The sequence below is a fragment of the Microvirga sp. 2TAF3 genome, from assembly GCF_052114965.1.
GTDB lineage: Bacteria > Pseudomonadota > Alphaproteobacteria > Rhizobiales > Beijerinckiaceae > Microvirga.
On sequence record NZ_JBFRFT010000010.1, the window covers coordinates 26848 to 45020 of the forward strand.

Sequence of the window (18173 nt, forward strand, 5' to 3'; positions counted from 1 at the left end):
TTAGCGGCGGAATAGGCCTGTGAACCAGTTCCAGGCCGCCGTGGCGGCCTTCACAATGGGCTTCGGAACAACCGCCTCGACTACCTTGATCACCGGCTTGGCGGCTTCGATGATTGGCTTGATGATGGGCTTGGTAATGTTGTCGTTCACCGCCTTCAGCACATGCCCTGAGGCCTCCGTAATCTTGCCGGCGAGTCCGCCCTGGGTCTGCCCTGACTTGATCAATGCCTCCGCCGCCTTGTCGGCCGCCTTGGTAACTGCAGGCGCCAGGGTATCAGGGTTTTTCAGAGCACTCTCCGGCGTAATCGCCTTCAACTCATGGATCGCGTTTTCGATTGCCTGCTTCTGCGGCTTCAGGTTCAGGTTGATCTCGCCGTCCAGCTTGACGCCGCAGATGCCGATTCCGAGGGCTCCGCCGATCTTGAACTTGAGCTCGCCGTCCTTGAGCGAACAATCGAGATCGATCTTTGCGCCCGCCGCACCCGGCGACATGAGCGTCGCCGTGGCACCTGCGCTGTGGCCGCCCTTATCGGCGAGCTTGTGCTCTATGCTGACGCCAACGCCGGCAGAGGCCATAGCCCCGACACCGAATTTGGCTCCAACCTTATCGGCAGGGTTCCAGGAGATCTCGGCGGAGGCCTTCGCTTCCGCCTTGGCCTGCGCAAAGACCTTGGTTGCCGCGGTGGCGGAGCCGACACCGTAATCGAGGCCCTGGTGCGCCCCAGCCTCGGCGCGGGCCGCAGCTTCGGCCTTGGCTGAACCGCCGACACCTTCCAGAAGGCCTAGGCGTGCCCCGGCCTTGGCGCCGGCATCCGCCTGGGCCTTTGCGGCACCACCGCCATAGATTCCGGCGCCGCCGAGTTCCTTGATCGCAACCCGGTTCTCGGCCTTCGCTTCGGCTTGTGCACCGACCTTGACGGAGCCTTCCGCCTTGGCCCCCATGAGGCTCGCCTGGGCGGATCCTTCCGCTTTGATCTGGGCCTTGGCATCGGCTGTACCCTTCTGGGTCACGTCGATGGAGCCGCCCAAAGTGACACCCTGCCGAGCCTCGGCTTTCACTTGGACGCTGCCCTCAGCCGAGCCGCTCGCGCCGGCAGCGAGCATGTGCTTGTCGGCGAACGCCGTGCCCTCCGCTTTCGCCTGAGCCTTGGCGGCGAGTTCGCCAGTGTTATGGGCTTCGATCTGACTTCCGATCTTCGTCGTCTGCTTGAAGCCTACCTTGGCTTCCGCTCCGGCCTGTGCCTCACCGCTTGCAATGGCGCCGAAAGCACTTGACTGAACCTTACTGGCAGTACTCGCTCCCGCTTCGGCGCCCGCCGAAAGTTTGGAGTTGGTCTCGATCGCACCGATTTTCGACGTCGAACCGAGTTCGGCCTGAGCAGCGGCCCGAGCTCCCGCTTCGGTTTCGCGCGCTGTGGTGTCGCTGGTTTTCGCCTCGATCGACTTCGACGTCGTTTCGGTGAGGGTGCTCGCACCGGCCTGATGACTTTGCGAAACCTTGATCCCGCCGACGATCCCCTCAGCACCGCCGCCGATCCGAATGTCTTTCACGTCGCCCTTGATCTTTTCGGTGACCTTGAGCGATCCCGTCTCGTTCGACAGGCTCTCGGAATTATCGACTTTGTAGGTCGCGTGAGCCTCCCGCGTAACGCTGTCTGCCGGACCTTTGCTCCCAGCCTTGAGCGGGTCCCAGGCTCCGACGATATCACCGGGCTGGACCGGCTTGCCGCCTGTCGTGATGGACTTCTCGGAACTGGAGCCGTCCTTTTCCGTCACCTTGACGATGATCTTGCCCGCCTCAGGCGCCTCGACGCCGGCCTTGCCGCGCACCTTGTCGATGGCCTCTTCGCGGGCGGAATTGCCGCTCTTCTCGGCATTACTCTGCGCCAGAGAATGATAACCGTCGCGAAGCTTTTCAGGCAATTTGGACGCAGCGTCCTTGGCGCCATCCTTGAACGCCTTTTTCCACTGCGAATCGTCCTTCTTAGATTCGTCGTTCGTCTTGAAGGAGATCTCTGTGTCTTTCGATTTGACCCAGGCGGCCTTCTTCTCGTCCCAGCCGTCCTTCGTGGTCTTGGTGATATCCAATGGGCCGACGGTCTTGGAGGACTCGGACTTGAAAGGCTTCTCTACCTTTCCCGGCTCCTGAACGGCATCCTTCTGCGCGTCCTTCACCGGTTCGGCGGCAGTTAGCGCCGCAGCTGTCTCGGCAGTGATTTCGCGCCGGGTGTCGGTGCCGCGTCCACCGACGATTCTATCCAGGATTACCTCCGGGACCGCGCCATCTTCGATCCCGTCGAGCCGGGAATTCCGGCGCTCGTTCTGGCCTGTCATCAATATCCCCCGTACCCGCCGGCGACGAGACGTGTCCGGCTATATGCCAAGCTTCACTTGAACGAGCACTTGACGATGTGCGGCTCAGCACACGGTGTAAGCATTTTTAAGTAATAATGCTACTTTCAGACACCGTATTTCATACGCTCGTTAAGCAAGAACCCCTTCGCTCATGAAGTTCATCCTTTGAACCTATAGACCGTTGCAAGAAATTCTGACAAATGGAATCGGAAAATTAAACATGCCTCTGCGTTACTTACGTTCATAGATAATGGGTGAGGCATAACCCTCGACAGGGAAGGGCCAGGGCGACGCCATGCATATGGCGTTGCGCGAAGGATAATGGGTTAGGGTGGGCTGTGAAATCGCGGCGCGTACCGTCAATTCTTCAGATGGAAGCCGTCGAGTGCGGGGCAGCCTGTCTCGCGATGGTTCTTGCGCATTTCGGACGCCACGAGTCTCTCGATGCGTTGCGCGACCGGTGCGGGGTCTCTCGCGACGGGGTGAGCGCAACGGACATCATAGCCGCGGCGCGCAGCTATCATCTCAAGGCCCGAGCCTTCACACGGGATGTGCCGCAACTCGCGGACCTGCCCATGCCCCAGATCCTGTTCTGGGGGTTCAACCATTTCGTCGTGCTCGAGCGCATCCGTGGCAATCGGTTTTCAATCGTCGATCCGTCGTCTGGACGACGCACGGTCGAGGAGAATGAGTTCCGGCGTCAATTCACGGGTGTGACGCTGGCCTTCGAGCCCGAGGCGGAGTTCGTGCGCAAGCGTGCTCCCGGCGGAGTGTTGCGCCAGCTCTTCGCCCAGATGCGGCAGTCGGGCGATGCCGTCGGCTTTGTCATTGTCGCAAGCTTGTTGTTGGTGCTGCTCGGTATGCTTGTTCCCGGTTTTACACGGGTGTTCATCGACGATTACCTCGTTCGCGGTTTCGGCGACTGGCTCGTTCCTCTGCTGCTGGGGATGATTGCCGTAGCCGCCTTGCGCATGGCTCTTCTCTGGTTGCAGACGCGCGGCTTGCTGCTACTGCAAACAAAAATCACTGCCGTCATGTCCGCCGGCTTCGTATGGCACCTGTTCCACCTTCCGTATCGTTTCTTCGTGCATCGCAGTCCCGCGGAAGTGTCGAGTCGGGTGCAGTTGGCCAGCCAGATCGCCGGCACGGTTTCAGGTCCTCTGACTACCACTGTGGTGAACCTCATCACCATGACCGTCTATGCGGTCATCATGCTGGCCTACAGTCCGCTGCTGACAGTCATCGCCGTCGGCTTTGCGGCCGTGAATTTCCTCGTTCTGCACCGGGTGGCTCGCGTCGTCACAGAGCGCAGTCAGCGCCTGCAGATGGCGGCAGGCCATGCTCATGCGGTGGCAATTCAAGGCGTCGCCCTCATTGAGGACCACCGCGCCACAGGGACGGAGGCGCTCCTCTACGAGCGCATGGTCGAGGCCGAGGTCGGACTCCTCAATGCCGAACAGGCCGTAGGTCGGGTTCAGAAGCTGCTCGGCACCGCCCCACTCGTGAGCAGTCGGTTGCTGGCGATCGCGGTCATGGGAGTCGGCGCTGTAGAGGTGATGCAGACCGAAATGACTATCGGCATGCTGATCGCCTTCCAGATGCTGGCCGAAATGTTCAGCGCGCCTCTGTCGGCGCTGGTAGGCCTCGGAGCCGCAATCCAGACCTCATCGAGCGCAATGATGCGCCTTCAGGATATTACCGGTCACGCCGTCGACGGGCGCAGCTCCGGTCCGACAGAACCCAGCACACGGGCAACCGACCGGCTGACCGGACGGATCGAAACCCGGGGGCTGACATTCGGCTACGGCCGGTCGCGGCCGACGCTGCATGGGGTAGACCTGATTATTGAGCCGCGCAGCATCGTCGCGATTGCCGGGGCCTCGGGCAGCGGCAAGACCACACTCGGGCGGCTGCTGGTCGGACTTCTGAACCCATCGGCCGGCGAGTTGCTCTATGACGGGCGGTTCGCTCATGAAGTGCCGCACGCCACGCTTGGGGCCTCGCTGGGCTATGTGGACCAAGCTCCCTATCTCGCCTCAGGCAGGGTGCGCGACAGCCTTACGCTTTGGGACCCCGCAGTTTCCGATGCCGAACTCGAGCGCGCGGCGCGGAGTGCTGCCGCCCATGATGTGATCATCGCGCGGTCTGGCGGCTACGATGGACGGCTCGGCGAGGGTGGTGCAGGGCTCAGTGGTGGTGAACGCCAGCGTCTCGCCATTGCCCGCGCTCTCATGCAGGATCCGACAATTCTCGTTCTCGACGAGGCAACCAGCGCTCTCGATGCCGCGACTGAAGCGATCGTGCTCGGCAACCTGCGTGAGCGCGGAATCACGACCATTATCATTACCCACCGGGCAAGCACGCTACGTTTCTGCGACCGTGCCGTTGTTCTGGATGCCGGGCAGGTGAGCGAGACCGGCAGTCATGACGAACTGATGGCCCGTAACGGCCTCTACCGCAAGCTTGTGGAGGCCGAATGAACGCTCCCTTCCAGGAGGATCGGTTTGCGCTGCGGAGGCAGGCCAACGATGCGCGCTTCCGCGAGACGCTCGGCGATTTCGGCCGATTGCTCGACGGACGCTTCAAGCGACGTTCGCCTGAAGAGATGGATACGCCAGCCCTCGTGCGCGCCGCGCGGATCGTGCTCGACAGCCTGCATATCAAGGCGCCGGACGGCTTCCGCCCACTGCCCGGCGAGGCGCCGGCGGACGTGCTCACACGGATGGCAGCCTCGTGCCGGATGCGTCTGCGGCGTCTGGTGCTCGACGGCGACTGGCAACCCGATGGGCACTGGCCCCTTATCGTCTTTCTCGACGAGGGAGCGCGTCCCGTAGCGCTGATAGCGGGACGGGGAGGGCTCTGCGAAATCGAGGATCCGGAAACCGGCACCCGCACGCCGCTTACGGCCGCTCTGCGCTCGCGACTCGACCGGGCGGCCTTCGCCTTTCATCCGACACTGCCTTCGGGAAAACTGAGCTACCGGGAGATCATGACCTTCGGGCTGCAGCATGTCTGGCGGGATGCTGCTCAGATCGTTACTTGGGGACTGATCGGCAGCGTCGTCGCCATGCTGACGCCGATTGCTTTTGCTCAGATCGTCAATCTGGCCATTCCCAACCGCGACTTCGTCGTTCTCGGTCAGATCATCGCCGGCCTCCTGCTGGCGCTGATCGCGCAGGCGGTTCTGCATCTGGGTGGACAGATGGCGATTCTGCGCGCTGAGGGACGCGTGGGCCTGTTGCTCCATGCCGCTATGGTGGACCGGCTCCTGCGTCTGCCCGCCAGCGCCCTGCGCCGCTCCACGACCGTCATCCTGGCAACCCAGATGGAGACGGTAGAAAAATTCCGTCGCGCCTTTCTCAGATTTCTGATTATGGCCGTCCTTGCCACCATTCAGGGCCTCATGGCGGCGGCCCTGGTTGCCTTCTACGCACCGGTGGCGGGGCTTGCGGTCTGCGGTCTCGTCATCCTTCTCGTGCTTGGCAGCGCTGCCATAGGCTGGTGCCAGTTCAAGGCGATCTACGAAGGTGAGCGCATGGACGTGATAGTCCTGGCTTTCGTGTACGAGTTGATCCGACTTGTGCCTGCCCTACGCTCCCTTCGTGCGGAGAGCCGGGCTTTCGTCCAATGGGCACAGAACTTCCTGGCATTTCAGAGCCGCCTGATACGATCCGCGCGCATTTCGAATCTGGCCGCTGTGATTGAGGGAGGCTGGGAGGTAATCACGGTCGCGGTCGCCTTCGCGGCGATCGCTTTTGCAGGTTCCTCCGGAAGCATGAGCGTCGGAGCGGCAGTCGCCTTCGTGGCTGCGCTCGGCACGCTCATGGCGGAAGGTCGTGCGCTCTCTCATGCGACCTTGGGCGCCGCCAAACTTCTGCCGATGGCCAAGCTTGCCCGGCCTCTCATCGAACAGTTGCTTGAGGAGGATGGACCGCGCGTGCCGCTGCCCCGCTTGAGCGGCGCCATAGAGGTGACCAATGTCAGCTTCGGCTACGACAGCGCACAGGTGTTGAACAACGTGTCGCTCTCCGTCGCGCCGGGCGAGTTCGTGGGCATCGTCGGATCGTCAGGATCGGGCAAGTCGACCCTGCTCCGCCTGATCCTGGGCCTTGATGCTCCGCAGACGGGCATGGTGATCATCGATGGACAGGACCTGCAGCAGGTCGACAGGCGGGAGCTCAGCCGCCAGATCGGCGCCGTGCTCCAACAGGGCCAACTGTTCCCAGGGTCGATTTTCGACAACATCCGCGGTGCGACGTCGATTACCCACGAAGAGACCTTGGAGATCGCTGAACTGGCTGGTTTCGGCGATGATCTGCGCACGATGCCCATGGGCCTGCATACCCTCATCGGTGAAGGCGGAGCCGGATTGTCCGGCGGTCAGGTACAACGCCTTCTGATCGCCCGAGCGCTTGCGGCGCGCCCCGCAATCCTGGTTTTCGACGAGGCCACGAGTGCGCTCGATGGGCCGACGCAGGCTCGCATCTTCGACGCGCTCGCAGAGCTTTCCCCAACCCGCATCGTCGTGGCGCATCGCCTGTCGACCCTGGCGCGCGCCGACCGAGTCTATGTCCTGGAGCACGGCCGTATCGTTGACAGCGGCACGTTCCGCGAGCTCGCTGGCCGCGCCGGGCCATTTCGTGCGCTCATCGCAGGGCGTTTCCAAGGTCCGCCCGATGATCAGCATCAAGCAATCTCGTGAAGTGATGTGACCATGACCGATCAAACCCTGTTTCGCCAAGAGGCGCTTGATGCCCTGCGAAGTCCGGAGCAGCTTGGCCGGAGCCTGCGGCTCGTGCGGCCGGCAACACGTCTTGTCCTGGTCGCGCTCGGTTTGATTATCGTTGTCGCTTTTGGGGCCGCGGCGTTCGTTCGTGTGCCGGTCATGGTCAAGGGCACTGGAGTCATCATCAGCTCGAAAGGGATGCTGGAGCTCACGGTCGCTTCGCAGCACGAGGGGAGAGTGGCGCAGATCGTCGTCGAGGAAGGTGACGTGATTTCGTCCGGTACCGTCGTCGCCCGTCTCGTGCAGCCGGGCCTGGAGACCGAACTGCGTCTTGCCCGGATCGAGCGTGAAAGCATTGCGCAGGAACTCGCTCGCGTGCGTGAGCTCCAGGAGAAGGTATTCTCTGTCACGGCGCGCCTGCACGAACGGCAGCAGGCCGAGGTCGAAGACAGCATTACTTTTCTGAGTGAGCGTGTGACCGCCCTGGAGCAGCTCGCCACCCATCTGGACAGACTTCGACTGAACGGTAACATCACCGTCGACCGCCACCTGCAGACGCGTGCCGATCTTGCGGATGCAAGAGAACGGTTAGCCAACAAGCGCAATGTGCTGATCTCCATTCTCGTCGAGCAGAGTGAGAAGCAGGCGCAATACGAGCGCGAGATCCAGCAGCTTGAAACCCGCCTCGCTGCGACGGAGCGTCAGATCAACCGCCTTGAAGATCGTCAGCGCAATGAAACGGTGGTGATCAGCACCCATGCCGGCACAGTCTCAGAGATCAAGGTCGAGGCCGGCGATCTCGTGCGCTTCGACACGCCTGTCGTCAGTCTGCTCCCAACGGACGAGACCCTCGGCACCGAGCGTTCAGGCCCGCATCGTTTGATTGGGCTCCTGTTCGTGGCTGCGCAGGATGGCAAGAAGATCCGCCCCGGCATGCCGGCTTTGGTCGACCCCACCTCTGTGCGACGCGATGTTTATGGCACCATCGAAGGACGGGTGACCACCACCTCTGATGTGCCGATCACGCCCGAGCGGCTGCGTCGCATCGTGCGCAACGACGATCTTGTTCGCAAGCTGACATCTGACGGCGCTCCATTTCTGACCACGGTTGAGATGAAGCGCAGTCCCGCTACTCCAAGCGGCTATGCCTGGACCTCCTCCCAAGGGCCGAGCACGCCCCTGACGATCGGCACGCTCGCCCATGGCGATATCGAAGTCGAGCGCGTATCCCTGCTCGGTCTTGTCATCCCAGCAATCAAAGAATTGCTCCGCGGTCCATCGCGTTAGGAGGCAGCTCCAGAGGTATAGGCGAGATACCACCGCACGCGGAGCAGGATCACCGAGCGGCAAAACTGGCGACCTTTGAACATGACGAACCTCCGGAGCTTGCCAGGGGCATATGCTGGACCAAGTTACCGGCCGGTTTGCGGCAGTTCCGCCCGATGCCGGACAGGCCGATGAACAGCAGCATCCAGGCCAGCGTCGCCTGAGGGCGCCGGTTCTCCAGTCGGTTCTTCAGGAGGATGAAGATGCCGGTCAGCAGCGCATAGCCTGCGAAGAACCAGCCGAGGGCCGCAGTCCAGGTCATCCCGCGGCACCTCCTTCCGTATTAGGCTGGCTTCCGGCTCATCCGGGTAGATGGTTTCGCTCCGCCGATCGCCTCTGGGCCGCGTCTGCAAGACGGAAGGCAAGCGGGTTTAAGGTAATCGAAAAGATAGCGCCGGCCACGATCAGGTTCTGCCCCTCAGGTGGCAGGAGGCCCAGCCCTAGCCCAAGCGTGGCGAGGATGAACGAGAACTCACCGATCTGCGCTAGGGCCGCCGAGATCCTGATAGCCGTGTGGAGCGGATGCCGGAAGGCGAGCACGATCAGGAAGGCGGCCAGCGACTTGCCTCCCATGATGATCGCGACTGTCACCAGCACATGCAACGGCCGCTCGATCAGTATCAGCGGATTGAACAGCATGCCAACAGCAACAAAAAACAGAACCGTGAAGGCGTCCTGGAGTGGCTGAATCTCCTGTGTCGCGCGACTGCTGTGCGCGGAGATGTTGACCACCATGCCGGCGAAGAACGCGCCCAAGGCAAAGGAGACGCCGAAGAACTCGGCTGCCCCAAACGCGATGCCGATGGCCGACGTCACGATGGCCAAGGTGAACAATTCGCGCGAGCCGGTCGCGACGACCCGGTCCAGCAGCAACGGCAGCACCCGTGCGCCGATGATCAGCATCAGGGCGATGAAGGCCCCGACCTTCACGACTGTCCATCCCAGGACTGCGAGCAGCCCCGCCTGAGCCGGTGCGTCGGGCGCAGACTGGCCGCCGAGGGTCGGCGCCAGCGCCGGGAGAAGGACGAGAGCCAGCACCGTGACCAAGTCCTCGACCAGCAGCCAGCCTACCGCGATCCGGCCGTCCGGCGCGTTGACCTTGCCGCGCTCCTCCAGGGCGCGCAGGAGCACCACCGTGCTGGCCACCGACAGCGCCAAGCCGAATACCAGATCAGCGCCCAACGGCCAGTCCCAGAGACGGGCGGCTGCTGCCCCTAGCGTGGTTGCAACGGCGATCTGCAGGATGGCGCCCGGTACCGCAATGGTACGCACCGCCAGCAGGTCCCGCAGCGAGAAGTGCATTCCGACGCCGAACATCATCAGCATGACACCGATCTCGGCGAGCTGCGTGGCAATCCGCGGATCGGCGACATAGCCCGGCGTGAAGGGGCCGACCACGACGCCGGCCATGAGGTAGCCGAGGATCTGCGGCAGCCTCAACCGAACCGCCAACAGTCCGCCCAACAAGGCGACCGTCAGACCGGCGGCCATGGTCGCGATGAGAGCCACATCGTGCGGCATGGAAAGGAGGGCTCCTTTTGAGTCCAGACCCGGCGGCCGGCTTGGTCCGGGTAGCAGGTGCGGGACAACGCTGGGCACGGGGAAACGGTCAAAGTGGATTTATTCCGCGAGTTGCCGGCATCGTCACCTTAACGAGATGCGATGGGGAGCTGGCGTATGAGGCGGGATGAAGAAGCCTCGCCCTTCGATCTCTGCCCGCCACCGTTTCCCGGCCGAGGTGATCAGCCTGGCAGTTTGGCTGGACGTCCGCCTTCCCCTGAGCGTCCAGATGGTCGTGGCGATGCGGGCCGGCCGCGGGATTGAGACCAGTCACGAGACGGTGCGACGCTGGGCCGAGAGATTGGGCCGCGTATGCCAAGCGCATCCGCCGACGAGAACGCCCGATGAAGCGCTTCAAGGCGGCGCGACAGGCGCAGCGCTTTTTCTCAATCCCTGATCCGACCAGCAGCGTGTTTCACCTGCGACGCCATCGGTTGACCACGGCTGACGAGCGTCAAGCGCGAGCCGCAGCCTTCGCGGCATGGGCGAACATCGCCTCTGTGGCGCGCACCGCCTGAAAACGATGCTCCGCTCAGCCCGAATCCTATCGAATAGCCGTTAATGTGACGATACCGGCGCACGGCACAGGCGGATGGTTTACGCTAATGGCTGCCGTTAGCACGGTGCTTACTTGATCAGCCGCCGGTACTCACTTCTGATGAGATTGTAGCAGCTACATGCGAGGCCCTCCAATCTCTCCTGATTTCTCACGCGGATCAGCGCTCGCGTGTTCTCGAGGGCTGCCTCATCCTCAAGAGCGCGTAGGCATTCTGTTATGCTTGCCCGCCTTACCCCGAGCAGTCGTGCGAGCATTTGGTGTGTGAGAGGGATATCTTGACCCTCTAGCCCATCACGCGCCAGCAGGAGCCAACGGCACAGGCGCTGCTTCAGTGAGTGGTGAGCCTCGCAAACAGCCGATTGGGATGCCTGCAGTAAAACGAACTGGTTGTATTTGAAGAGCGTTTCCCGCAGCGAACGCGCGCGCTCGACCACGTCCTGAAACTCCGTGCGGGAGATCCGGTATGCGCTTCCGCCCACTTGGACTACGCGACGGAACGGAGGGTCTGGATCCCCCAACAGGACTGGGAGACCAGTCATTCCCTCGGATCCGATCAACCAGACCTCCACCCATGTACTGGGCGATGCTTTAGCCGAGACTGATACAAGCCCGCTATCGATGAAGTAGATCCTCTCCATCGGAGTGCCGGAGTAATGAAGCGTCTGTCGGGGCTTGAGCTCAACCGACACCAGATGAGGCCAGAGCGTCTGCAGATCGCGGGGCGAAATGGCCTGCAGCAGGCGATTGCGAATTGAAGTTTGGCAAGGCTTGGCTGCGGTAAGCCTCTCTGTCACGGCGGCGCTCCAACTTGACCATGATCCAGCTTATGTCGGTTGGACCCCAACCATAACATGGTACGGTGGCGGACACACCTTTGTTGATCCTGGAACCATTGGACAGGACTCCCCTTTAGCCAGCAGATTTCGGCACGGGAGAGCCCCATGAAAGTGAAAGGCGCTTTTGTTTTCGTCGTTGCACTTGGGCTAACCAGCTCGAGCTTAGCCTTGGCTCAGTCCTCACCTCCTTCGGGTTCGCAACCCGCTACGCGATCGCAGAGTCAATCGAGCTCTCCAGGAAACCAGCCAGCTCCTGCCGCCGGCCAGAATGAGCTGATCACGAGGCAGAAGCTGACACAGGATTTGCAGAATGCGGGATTCTCCGATGTGAAGGTCGTCCAGGAGGCCTTCGTCGTCCAAGCCAAGACACGGGACGGTAATCCAATCGTGATGACCATTGGCCCCAATGGCATGGCTGCGTTTGAGGAGATTCAAAGCGGACCGGCAAGCACAGGTTCTACCGCAGGCTCGGGGAGCCAGACCACGGCCCCCAATAGGAGCGGAGGCGCTACTCAACAGAAGTAGAGGTCTGGCAAGTCCGGTCAGCAAAGCTGGGAACCGACGGGCCATATCCAATGATCGAGCATGAGATGGAACAAAATCGAGCCGTCGTCTTATCAGGTCTACTGGTTGTGAAGATATCGTGACTGTCAACGTGGACCATCGGTTTCCTGCGAGCCGCTCGACCTAGACAATTCCAATGCATTTCAGCGGCAGAGCGGCCGCTATCGCCACTGGTTCTTCAGGGAAGACAATCATGGCTACGACTGCGGGCGATGTGCTTGTTGAAACCCTCATCGACTGGGGTGCCGACATAGTTTTCGGGTTACCGGGTGACGGGATAAACGGCATCATCGAGTCGCTGCGCGAAGCCAAAGACCGGATCCGGTTCATTCAAGTGCGGCATGAGGAGGCGGCAGCCTTCATGGCCTGCGCCTATGCCAAATGGACCGGCAGGCTCGGGGTCTGCATCGCCACCTCCGGCCCCGGTGGGATTCATCTCCTCAATGGGCTTTATGATGCCAAGCTCGACGGTCAGCCGGTGCTCGCCATCACGGGCCTTCAGTTCCATGACCTCCTGCATACCTATACGCAACAGGATGTGGAGCTCGATAAGCTCTTCATGGACGTTTGCGTCTATAATTCGCGGATCATGGGTGCCGCTCATGTCCAGAATGTAACGGAGCTTGCATGCCGCACGGCACTGGCCTACCGGGGCGTCGCCCATATCACAGTCCCGGTCGACCTTCAGGATCAGCCCGTGAAGAAGGATTTACGGTCCGCGCGGAACCGCCCCGATCATGTCTCCGACCTCATGGCCGAAAGCGCACATATGCCGACGGAGGATCAACTCGCTCGTGCGACGGCGATCCTGAACGAAGGCCGGAAGATCGTCATCATGGCTGGGCGAGGGGCTCTCGGCGCAAGAAGTGAGGTTGAGGCTGTTGCGGAGCGACTCGGCGCGCCAGTTGTGAAGCCGCTTCTCGGCAAAGGCGTCCTGCCGGATAATCATCCCTATACCACAGGTGGGATAGGTCTTCTCGGGACGAGACCATCCCAGGAAGCCTTGGAGGAATGCGACACGCTTCTGATCGTTGGCTCGAGCTTCCCGTATATCGAGTATTATCCGAAGCCGGGCAAGGCGAAGTGTGTCCAAATCGAACTCGATCCCAAGCGTGTCTCTCTCCGTTATCCCGTCGATGCGGCGCTCGTCGGCGATTCTGCGCGCGTCTTGCAGGCACTTCTGCCCAAGCTCGACCACCACCAGGATCGCTCATTCCTGGAAAAAGCCCAGGCCGGGATGTCCGAATGGCTTAAACTCATGCAGGAACGCGGGAGCCGAACGGACATACCTATGAAGCCGCAGGTCGTCGCTCACGAGCTCAACAAGTTGCTATCCGACGATGCAATCATCGCTACCGACTCAGGGACGATTACGAGCTGGGCCGCACGGCACATCGATATTCGGGGCAACATGATGTTTTCCTGTTCTGGAAATCTCGCCACGATGGCATGCGGTCTGCCCTACGCGAACGCCGCAGCACTTGCCTATCCGGGCCGACAGGTCGTCGCTTTCGTTGGGGATGGTGGGCTCACCATGCTGATGGGTGAGCTTGCGACAGCGGTCAAATACAATCTCGATGTGAAGATCGTCGTCGTCAAGAACAACGTACTCGGCCAGATCAAATGGGAGCAGATGGTCTTTCTCGGCAATCCGGAATACGGCTGCGAGCTTCAGCCGATCGATTTTGCGGCCGTTGCCAAGGGTTTTGGCTGCACCGGGTTCACCATTGAGGACCCAAAGACCTGCCGTGAGATCTTGCAGCAGGCGCTTGCTACCCGCGGGCCCGTCGTGATCGAGGCGGTGGTCGATCCAAACGAACCTCCCATGCCGCCGAAAGTCAGTGTCGAGCAGGTGGCCCACCTTGCGGAGGCGCTTGCTCGCGGCACCCCCAATGCCGGCTCCATCGCGCTGACGATCGCGTCGGACAAGGTGCGTGAGGTCATTTGAGAGGCAGGCCATGGCTTCCGCCAATCCCATTAGCGGGTCGAAGGAGCTAGGCTCGGCTTCGGCTGCCAGGACGAAGGCTAGCCTGGCGTGGGGCGCGGTCGCCAATATTGAAGACCTTCGTGAGATTGCGAAGAAGCGAGTTCCACGAACTTTCTTCGAGTATGTCGAAGCCGGCTCTTATGATGAACTCACTCTGCGGGCGAACAGGATAGCTCTCGATGCGTTGGAGTTGCGCCAGCGGGTCATGGTCGACGTTTCCTCCCGGGTCCAGTCGACCACGATCGTCGGTCAGCCCGCATTGCTGCCGGTCGTGCTCGCGCCGGCAGGCCTGACGGGAGCCGTATATCCCAATGGTGAAATCCATGCCGCCCGCGCCGCGCAGTCGCATGGAGTGCCCTTCTGTCTCAGCACCATGTCGGTCTGCTCCATCGAGGATGTCGCTGCCGCAGTCGAGAAACCCTTCTGGTTCCAACTCTACCTGATGAAGGATCGCGGTTTCAGCCGATCGCTGATCGAGCGGGCGCATGCGGCAGGGTGCCCGACGCTGGTGTTGACCATGGACCTGCATGTCGAAGGCCAGCGTACGGCCGATGTGCACAACGGGCTCGGCATTCCCCCACGGCTGTCACTGGCCAATATCCTCGATATTGCGATGCATCTACGCTGGGCGTCTGGAATGCTATGGAGCAAGGAATATACGTTTGGCAACCTCAAGGATGCCATCCGAAATTCAGGCAATCTCGGAATCCTGTCGGAATGGGTCAAGCAGCAGTTTGATCCTTCATTCGAACGCCACGATGTGGAGTGGGTGCGAAAGCTCTGGCCGGGCCAGCTCATCGTCAAGGGCATCCTCGATCCGCAGGATGCCGAGATGGCGGTCGCGGCGGGTGCGGATGCGGTGCTCATATCCAACCATGGCGGTCGCCAGCTCGATGGCGCTCCCTCGACGGTGAAGGCGTTCCCTGGAGTGAGGGATGCTGTCGGTGACCGGATTGAACTCCTCTTCGACAGCGGGATCCGCTCAGGTCTCGACGTTCTGAAGGCTCTCGCCCTGGGAGCGCGAGCGTGCTTCATCGGACGCGCTTATCTCTACGGACTGGGGGCAGGTGGGGAAGCAGGCGTCCGCAAGGCTCTGTCCTTGATATCGGAAGAGCTCGACACCGGCATGGCGCTCACGGGGGTAACCGATGTGAAGGCGGTTCCGCGTGATGTGATCGTGCAGTGAAGGTTTCCATGCGACTCTCGTGCGCGCTGTGGGGTCGCATGGAACTTGCCGTTAACGGGAGGATGCCGCAATGGCCAATGTGGCCGTGACAGAGGCAAACAAGCTGTCGGCGGAGAACCGCCGGAGGCATCCGGATCGCCAAATTGAGCGTGCCCCGGATGGCCGTATCAGAACTGCGTATACGGAGATTCCTGATCTCGATCCGAAGGCCCTGTTCAGGGAGCTTGAGGCCGCTATAGATGGCGAGGTGCGCTTCGACACCGGTAGCCGCGCCCTTTATGCAACGGATTCCTCAAACTACCGGCAGGTGCCGATCGGAGTCGTAATCCCGAAGACGCGGGATGATGTCATCAAGGCCGTCGAGGTGTGCCGACGTCATCAGGCACCTGTCCTCCCACGCGGTGGTGGAACGAGCCTTGCAGGGGAGTGCTGCAACACGGCTGTGGTCATCGACTTCTCGAAGTATCTCAATCGCGTGCTCGAAATCGATCCTGAACGCCGCCTGGCTCGCGTCGAACCGGGCTGCATCCTCGACCATCTGCGGGAGGAGGCTGCCAAATATGGTCTTACCTTCGGCCCCGATCCGGCTACGCACGACCACAACACCCTCGGCGGCATGATCGGCAACGACTCCGGCGGCGTTCACGCGGTGATGAACGGGATTACGGTGCACAATGTCCAGGCGTTGGAGGTTCTGACCTATGAGGGGCTGCAACTGGCCGTGGGACCTACAGATGACGAAGCTTATCGTTCCGTCCTGCGGGCAGGCGGCCGCCGCGCCGAGATTTATCGTCGACTCGATGAATTGCGCCGGCAGTACGGCGACCTCATCCGGCAGAAGTTCCCAGATATTCCACGCCGGGTTTCGGGCTATGAGAACCTCGATCAGCTCTTTCCCGAGAAGGGCATGAATGTCGCTCGCGCGCTCGTTGGAACTGAGGGCACGTGCGTGACCGTTCTCGAGGCAACCCTCAATCTCATTCACAATCCTCCGGCGCGGGTCATCACCATCGTCGGGTTCCCGGACATCTATCAGGCGGCCGATGCTGTTCCCCGGGTTCTGAAACACAAGCCGATCGGTCTTGAGGGCTTCGATGAAACTCTGATCGATCGATACAAGACGAAGGGCCTGCATGCCGACGATCTGAAGGTTCTCCCGCAAGGGCAGGGATGGCTCCTGGTGGAGTTCGGCGGAGATAACGACAGCGATGCCGCCGCGAAGGCTCAGGGACTGGTGGATGAGTTCAAAGGGAGCGATGGCGTCGATCCAAAGCTTATCCGGGACAAGGAGCAGCAGAAGCGGATCTGGAATGTCCGCGATGATTCACTTGGGGCAGAATCCTACGTGCCGAACCACCCCGACACCTGGCCCGGATGGGAGGACAGCGCGGTCTCTCCGGACCAGCTCGGCGATTATATACGGGAGTTGAAGGCGCTGTTCCATAAGTACGGCTACGATCCTGTCATCTATGGTCATTTCGGAGGTGGTGTCGTCCATTGCGCCATTGCCTTCGATCTTTATGACGAGCCTGGGATAAAGCAATGGCGCAAATTCCTTGACGAGGCGGCGGAACTCGTCGTGCGCCATGACGGCTCGCTTTCGGGTGAGCACGGAGACGGTCAGGCGAGGGGAGCGCTTCTCGAAAAGATGTATGGTCCGGAACTGGTCAAGGCCTTCCGGGAGTTCAAGGAAATCTGGGATCCGCATTGGCGAATGAATCCCGGCAAGGTGATCGATCCGTATCCGATCACCTCCAACCTTCGGCTCGGACCGAGCTATCATCCCCCCAAGCTGAAAACGTATTTCACTTTCCCGAACGAGGGCGGCTTCGAGCGGGCTGTCCAGCGTTGTGTCGGCGTAGGAAAATGCCGCCGGCACGATAATGATGGCGAGGTGATGTGCCCGAGCTTTCTCGTGACGCATGAGGAGAAGTATACGACGCGTGGACGGGCTAGGCTCCTGTTCGAAATGCTCCATGGAGGGCCGATCAAGGACGGCTGGCGCAATGACGCCGTCGAGGACGCACTGGGATTATGCCTGGCATGCAAAGGCTGCAAAAGCGACTGTCCAGTCAATGTCGATATGGCGAGCTACAAGGCGGAATTCCGCGCTCATCATTATGCCTGGCGGCTGCGACCCCGACACGCCTATGCCATGGGCTGGATCTATTGGGTTGCGCGCGAGGCATCGCGCATGCCCCGGGCCGCCAACCTCCTCACGCATGCTCCCGTGCTCAGCAGCCTCGCCAAGGCCGCAGGCGGAATCGCGCAGCAGCGTTCGATACCCCGCTTTGCCAGTGAGCCTTTCACGGATTGGTTTCGCCACCGCGAGGCGCCCCGAAACGGAGGCCCGCGCGTCCTGCTCTGGCCGGACACGTTCAACAACTACTTTCGCCCGGGGACTGCCATCGCCGCCACGAAGGTTCTTGAAGAACTCGGCTTCCAAGTCGTCATCCCCGGTCGGCCGTTGTGCTGCGGGCGCCCTTTGTACGATTGGGGCTGGCTCGGAGCGGCTAAACGATTATGGCGGCAGACGATGACCACTCTGAGCGAGGAGATTCGAGCCGGAACGCCGTTCATTGGCCTTGAGCCCGCCTGCCTGGCCTCCTTCCGCGACGAACTTACCAATCTCTTTCCCGAGAATGATCTTGCCAAGCGGTTGTCCGAGCAAAGCATATTCTTCAGTGATTTCGTGAGCGGCCACGCCGATGGCTTTGAATTGCGGCCGGATGCGCAGGCCAAGGCCCTGGTGCAGATCCATTGCCATCAGCATGCAGTCATCAAGGCCGATGGTGAGCGAAAACTGCTCGACCGACTAGACCTTGATTACAATGTCATGCCGTCCGGCTGCTGCGGCATGGCCGGCGCCTTCGGTTTCAGTGCCGAAACCTATGATGTCGCAATGGCGGTCGGCGAGCGGGTGGTGCTGCCAACAGTGCGGACGGCCGATCCCGAAACCTTCATCCTGGCGAACGGCTACAGCTGCCGGGAGCAAATCGAGCAGGGCACTGGAAGGGAGACTTTGCACGTCGCGGAACTGATGGCGCGGCGCTTAGGATTATAAGGAGGCATGG

The 18173-nt window shown here is 61.4% G+C and carries 9 protein-coding genes and 2 pseudogenes; 7 read left to right on the plus strand and 4 right to left on the minus strand.

The features are described 5' to 3' along the window. The gene (locus AB4Y97_RS11745; protein WP_441999230.1) at positions 1-2334 is read right to left on the minus strand and encodes a hypothetical protein; all 2334 of its coding nucleotides are present in this window, start codon (positions 2332-2334) and stop codon (positions 1-3) included. A gap of 359 nt (positions 2335-2693) precedes the next feature. On the opposite strand from AB4Y97_RS11745, the gene AB4Y97_RS11750 reads away from it, so the two are divergent. Genes AB4Y97_RS11750 through AB4Y97_RS11760 form a run of 3 tightly spaced genes read left to right on the plus strand, consistent with a single transcriptional unit; the run spans position 2694 to position 8368 of the window. Continuing rightward, on the plus strand, positions 2694-4835 hold the full coding sequence (locus tag AB4Y97_RS11750; protein ID WP_441999231.1) for a cysteine peptidase family C39 domain-containing protein: 2142 nt from the start codon (positions 2694-2696) through the stop codon (positions 4833-4835). Continuing rightward, a complete protein-coding gene (locus AB4Y97_RS11755) occupies positions 4832-7057 on the plus strand; it encodes an ATP-binding cassette domain-containing protein (protein ID WP_441999232.1) in 2226 nt (741 codons plus the stop codon). The genes AB4Y97_RS11750 and AB4Y97_RS11755 overlap by 4 nt, the downstream gene beginning before the upstream one ends. A 12-nt stretch (positions 7058-7069) precedes the next feature. After that, complete coding sequence (locus AB4Y97_RS11760; protein ID WP_441999233.1) at positions 7070-8368, plus strand: NHLP bacteriocin system secretion protein; 1299 nt, start codon at positions 7070-7072, stop codon at positions 8366-8368. A gap of 49 nt (positions 8369-8417) precedes the next feature. Here the strand turns inward: AB4Y97_RS11760 and AB4Y97_RS11765 are convergent, their stop codons facing one another. Next, entirely contained in the window at positions 8418-8669 is a 252-nt protein-coding gene (locus AB4Y97_RS11765) for a hypothetical protein (RefSeq protein ID WP_441999234.1), read from the minus strand. Positions 8670-8716: 47 nt separating this feature from the next. Continuing rightward, a pseudogene (locus AB4Y97_RS11770) lies at positions 8717-9928 on the minus strand (cation:proton antiporter domain-containing protein); the annotation flags it as partial. 166 nt (positions 9929-10094) lie between these two features. Here AB4Y97_RS11770 and AB4Y97_RS11775 point away from each other — a divergent pair. After that, positions 10095-10485: pseudogene (locus AB4Y97_RS11775) on the plus strand (hypothetical protein). Between the two features lie 109 nt (positions 10486-10594). Here the strand turns inward: AB4Y97_RS11775 and AB4Y97_RS11780 are convergent. After that, positions 10595-11320, minus strand: a complete 726-nt coding sequence (locus AB4Y97_RS11780; RefSeq protein WP_441999235.1) for a Crp/Fnr family transcriptional regulator — start codon at positions 11318-11320, stop codon at positions 10595-10597. Positions 11321-12119: 799 nt separating this feature from the next. Here AB4Y97_RS11780 and AB4Y97_RS11785 point away from each other — a divergent pair. The 3 genes from AB4Y97_RS11785 (at position 12120) to AB4Y97_RS11795 (ending at position 18163) form a co-directional block, all read left to right on the plus strand. Continuing rightward, positions 12120-13874: a thiamine pyrophosphate-dependent enzyme gene (locus AB4Y97_RS11785; protein WP_441999236.1), complete on the plus strand. Its 1755-nt coding sequence runs from the start codon at positions 12120-12122 to the stop codon at positions 13872-13874. A 10-nt stretch (positions 13875-13884) separates the two neighbouring features. Beyond that, positions 13885-15099, plus strand: a complete 1215-nt coding sequence (locus tag AB4Y97_RS11790; protein ID WP_441999237.1) for an alpha-hydroxy acid oxidase — start codon at positions 13885-13887, stop codon at positions 15097-15099. A 70-nt stretch (positions 15100-15169) separates the two neighbouring features. Next, a complete protein-coding gene (locus tag AB4Y97_RS11795) occupies positions 15170-18163 on the plus strand; it encodes an FAD-binding and (Fe-S)-binding domain-containing protein (RefSeq protein WP_441999238.1) in 2994 nt (997 codons plus the stop codon). Positions 18164-18173 lie beyond the last annotated feature (10 nt).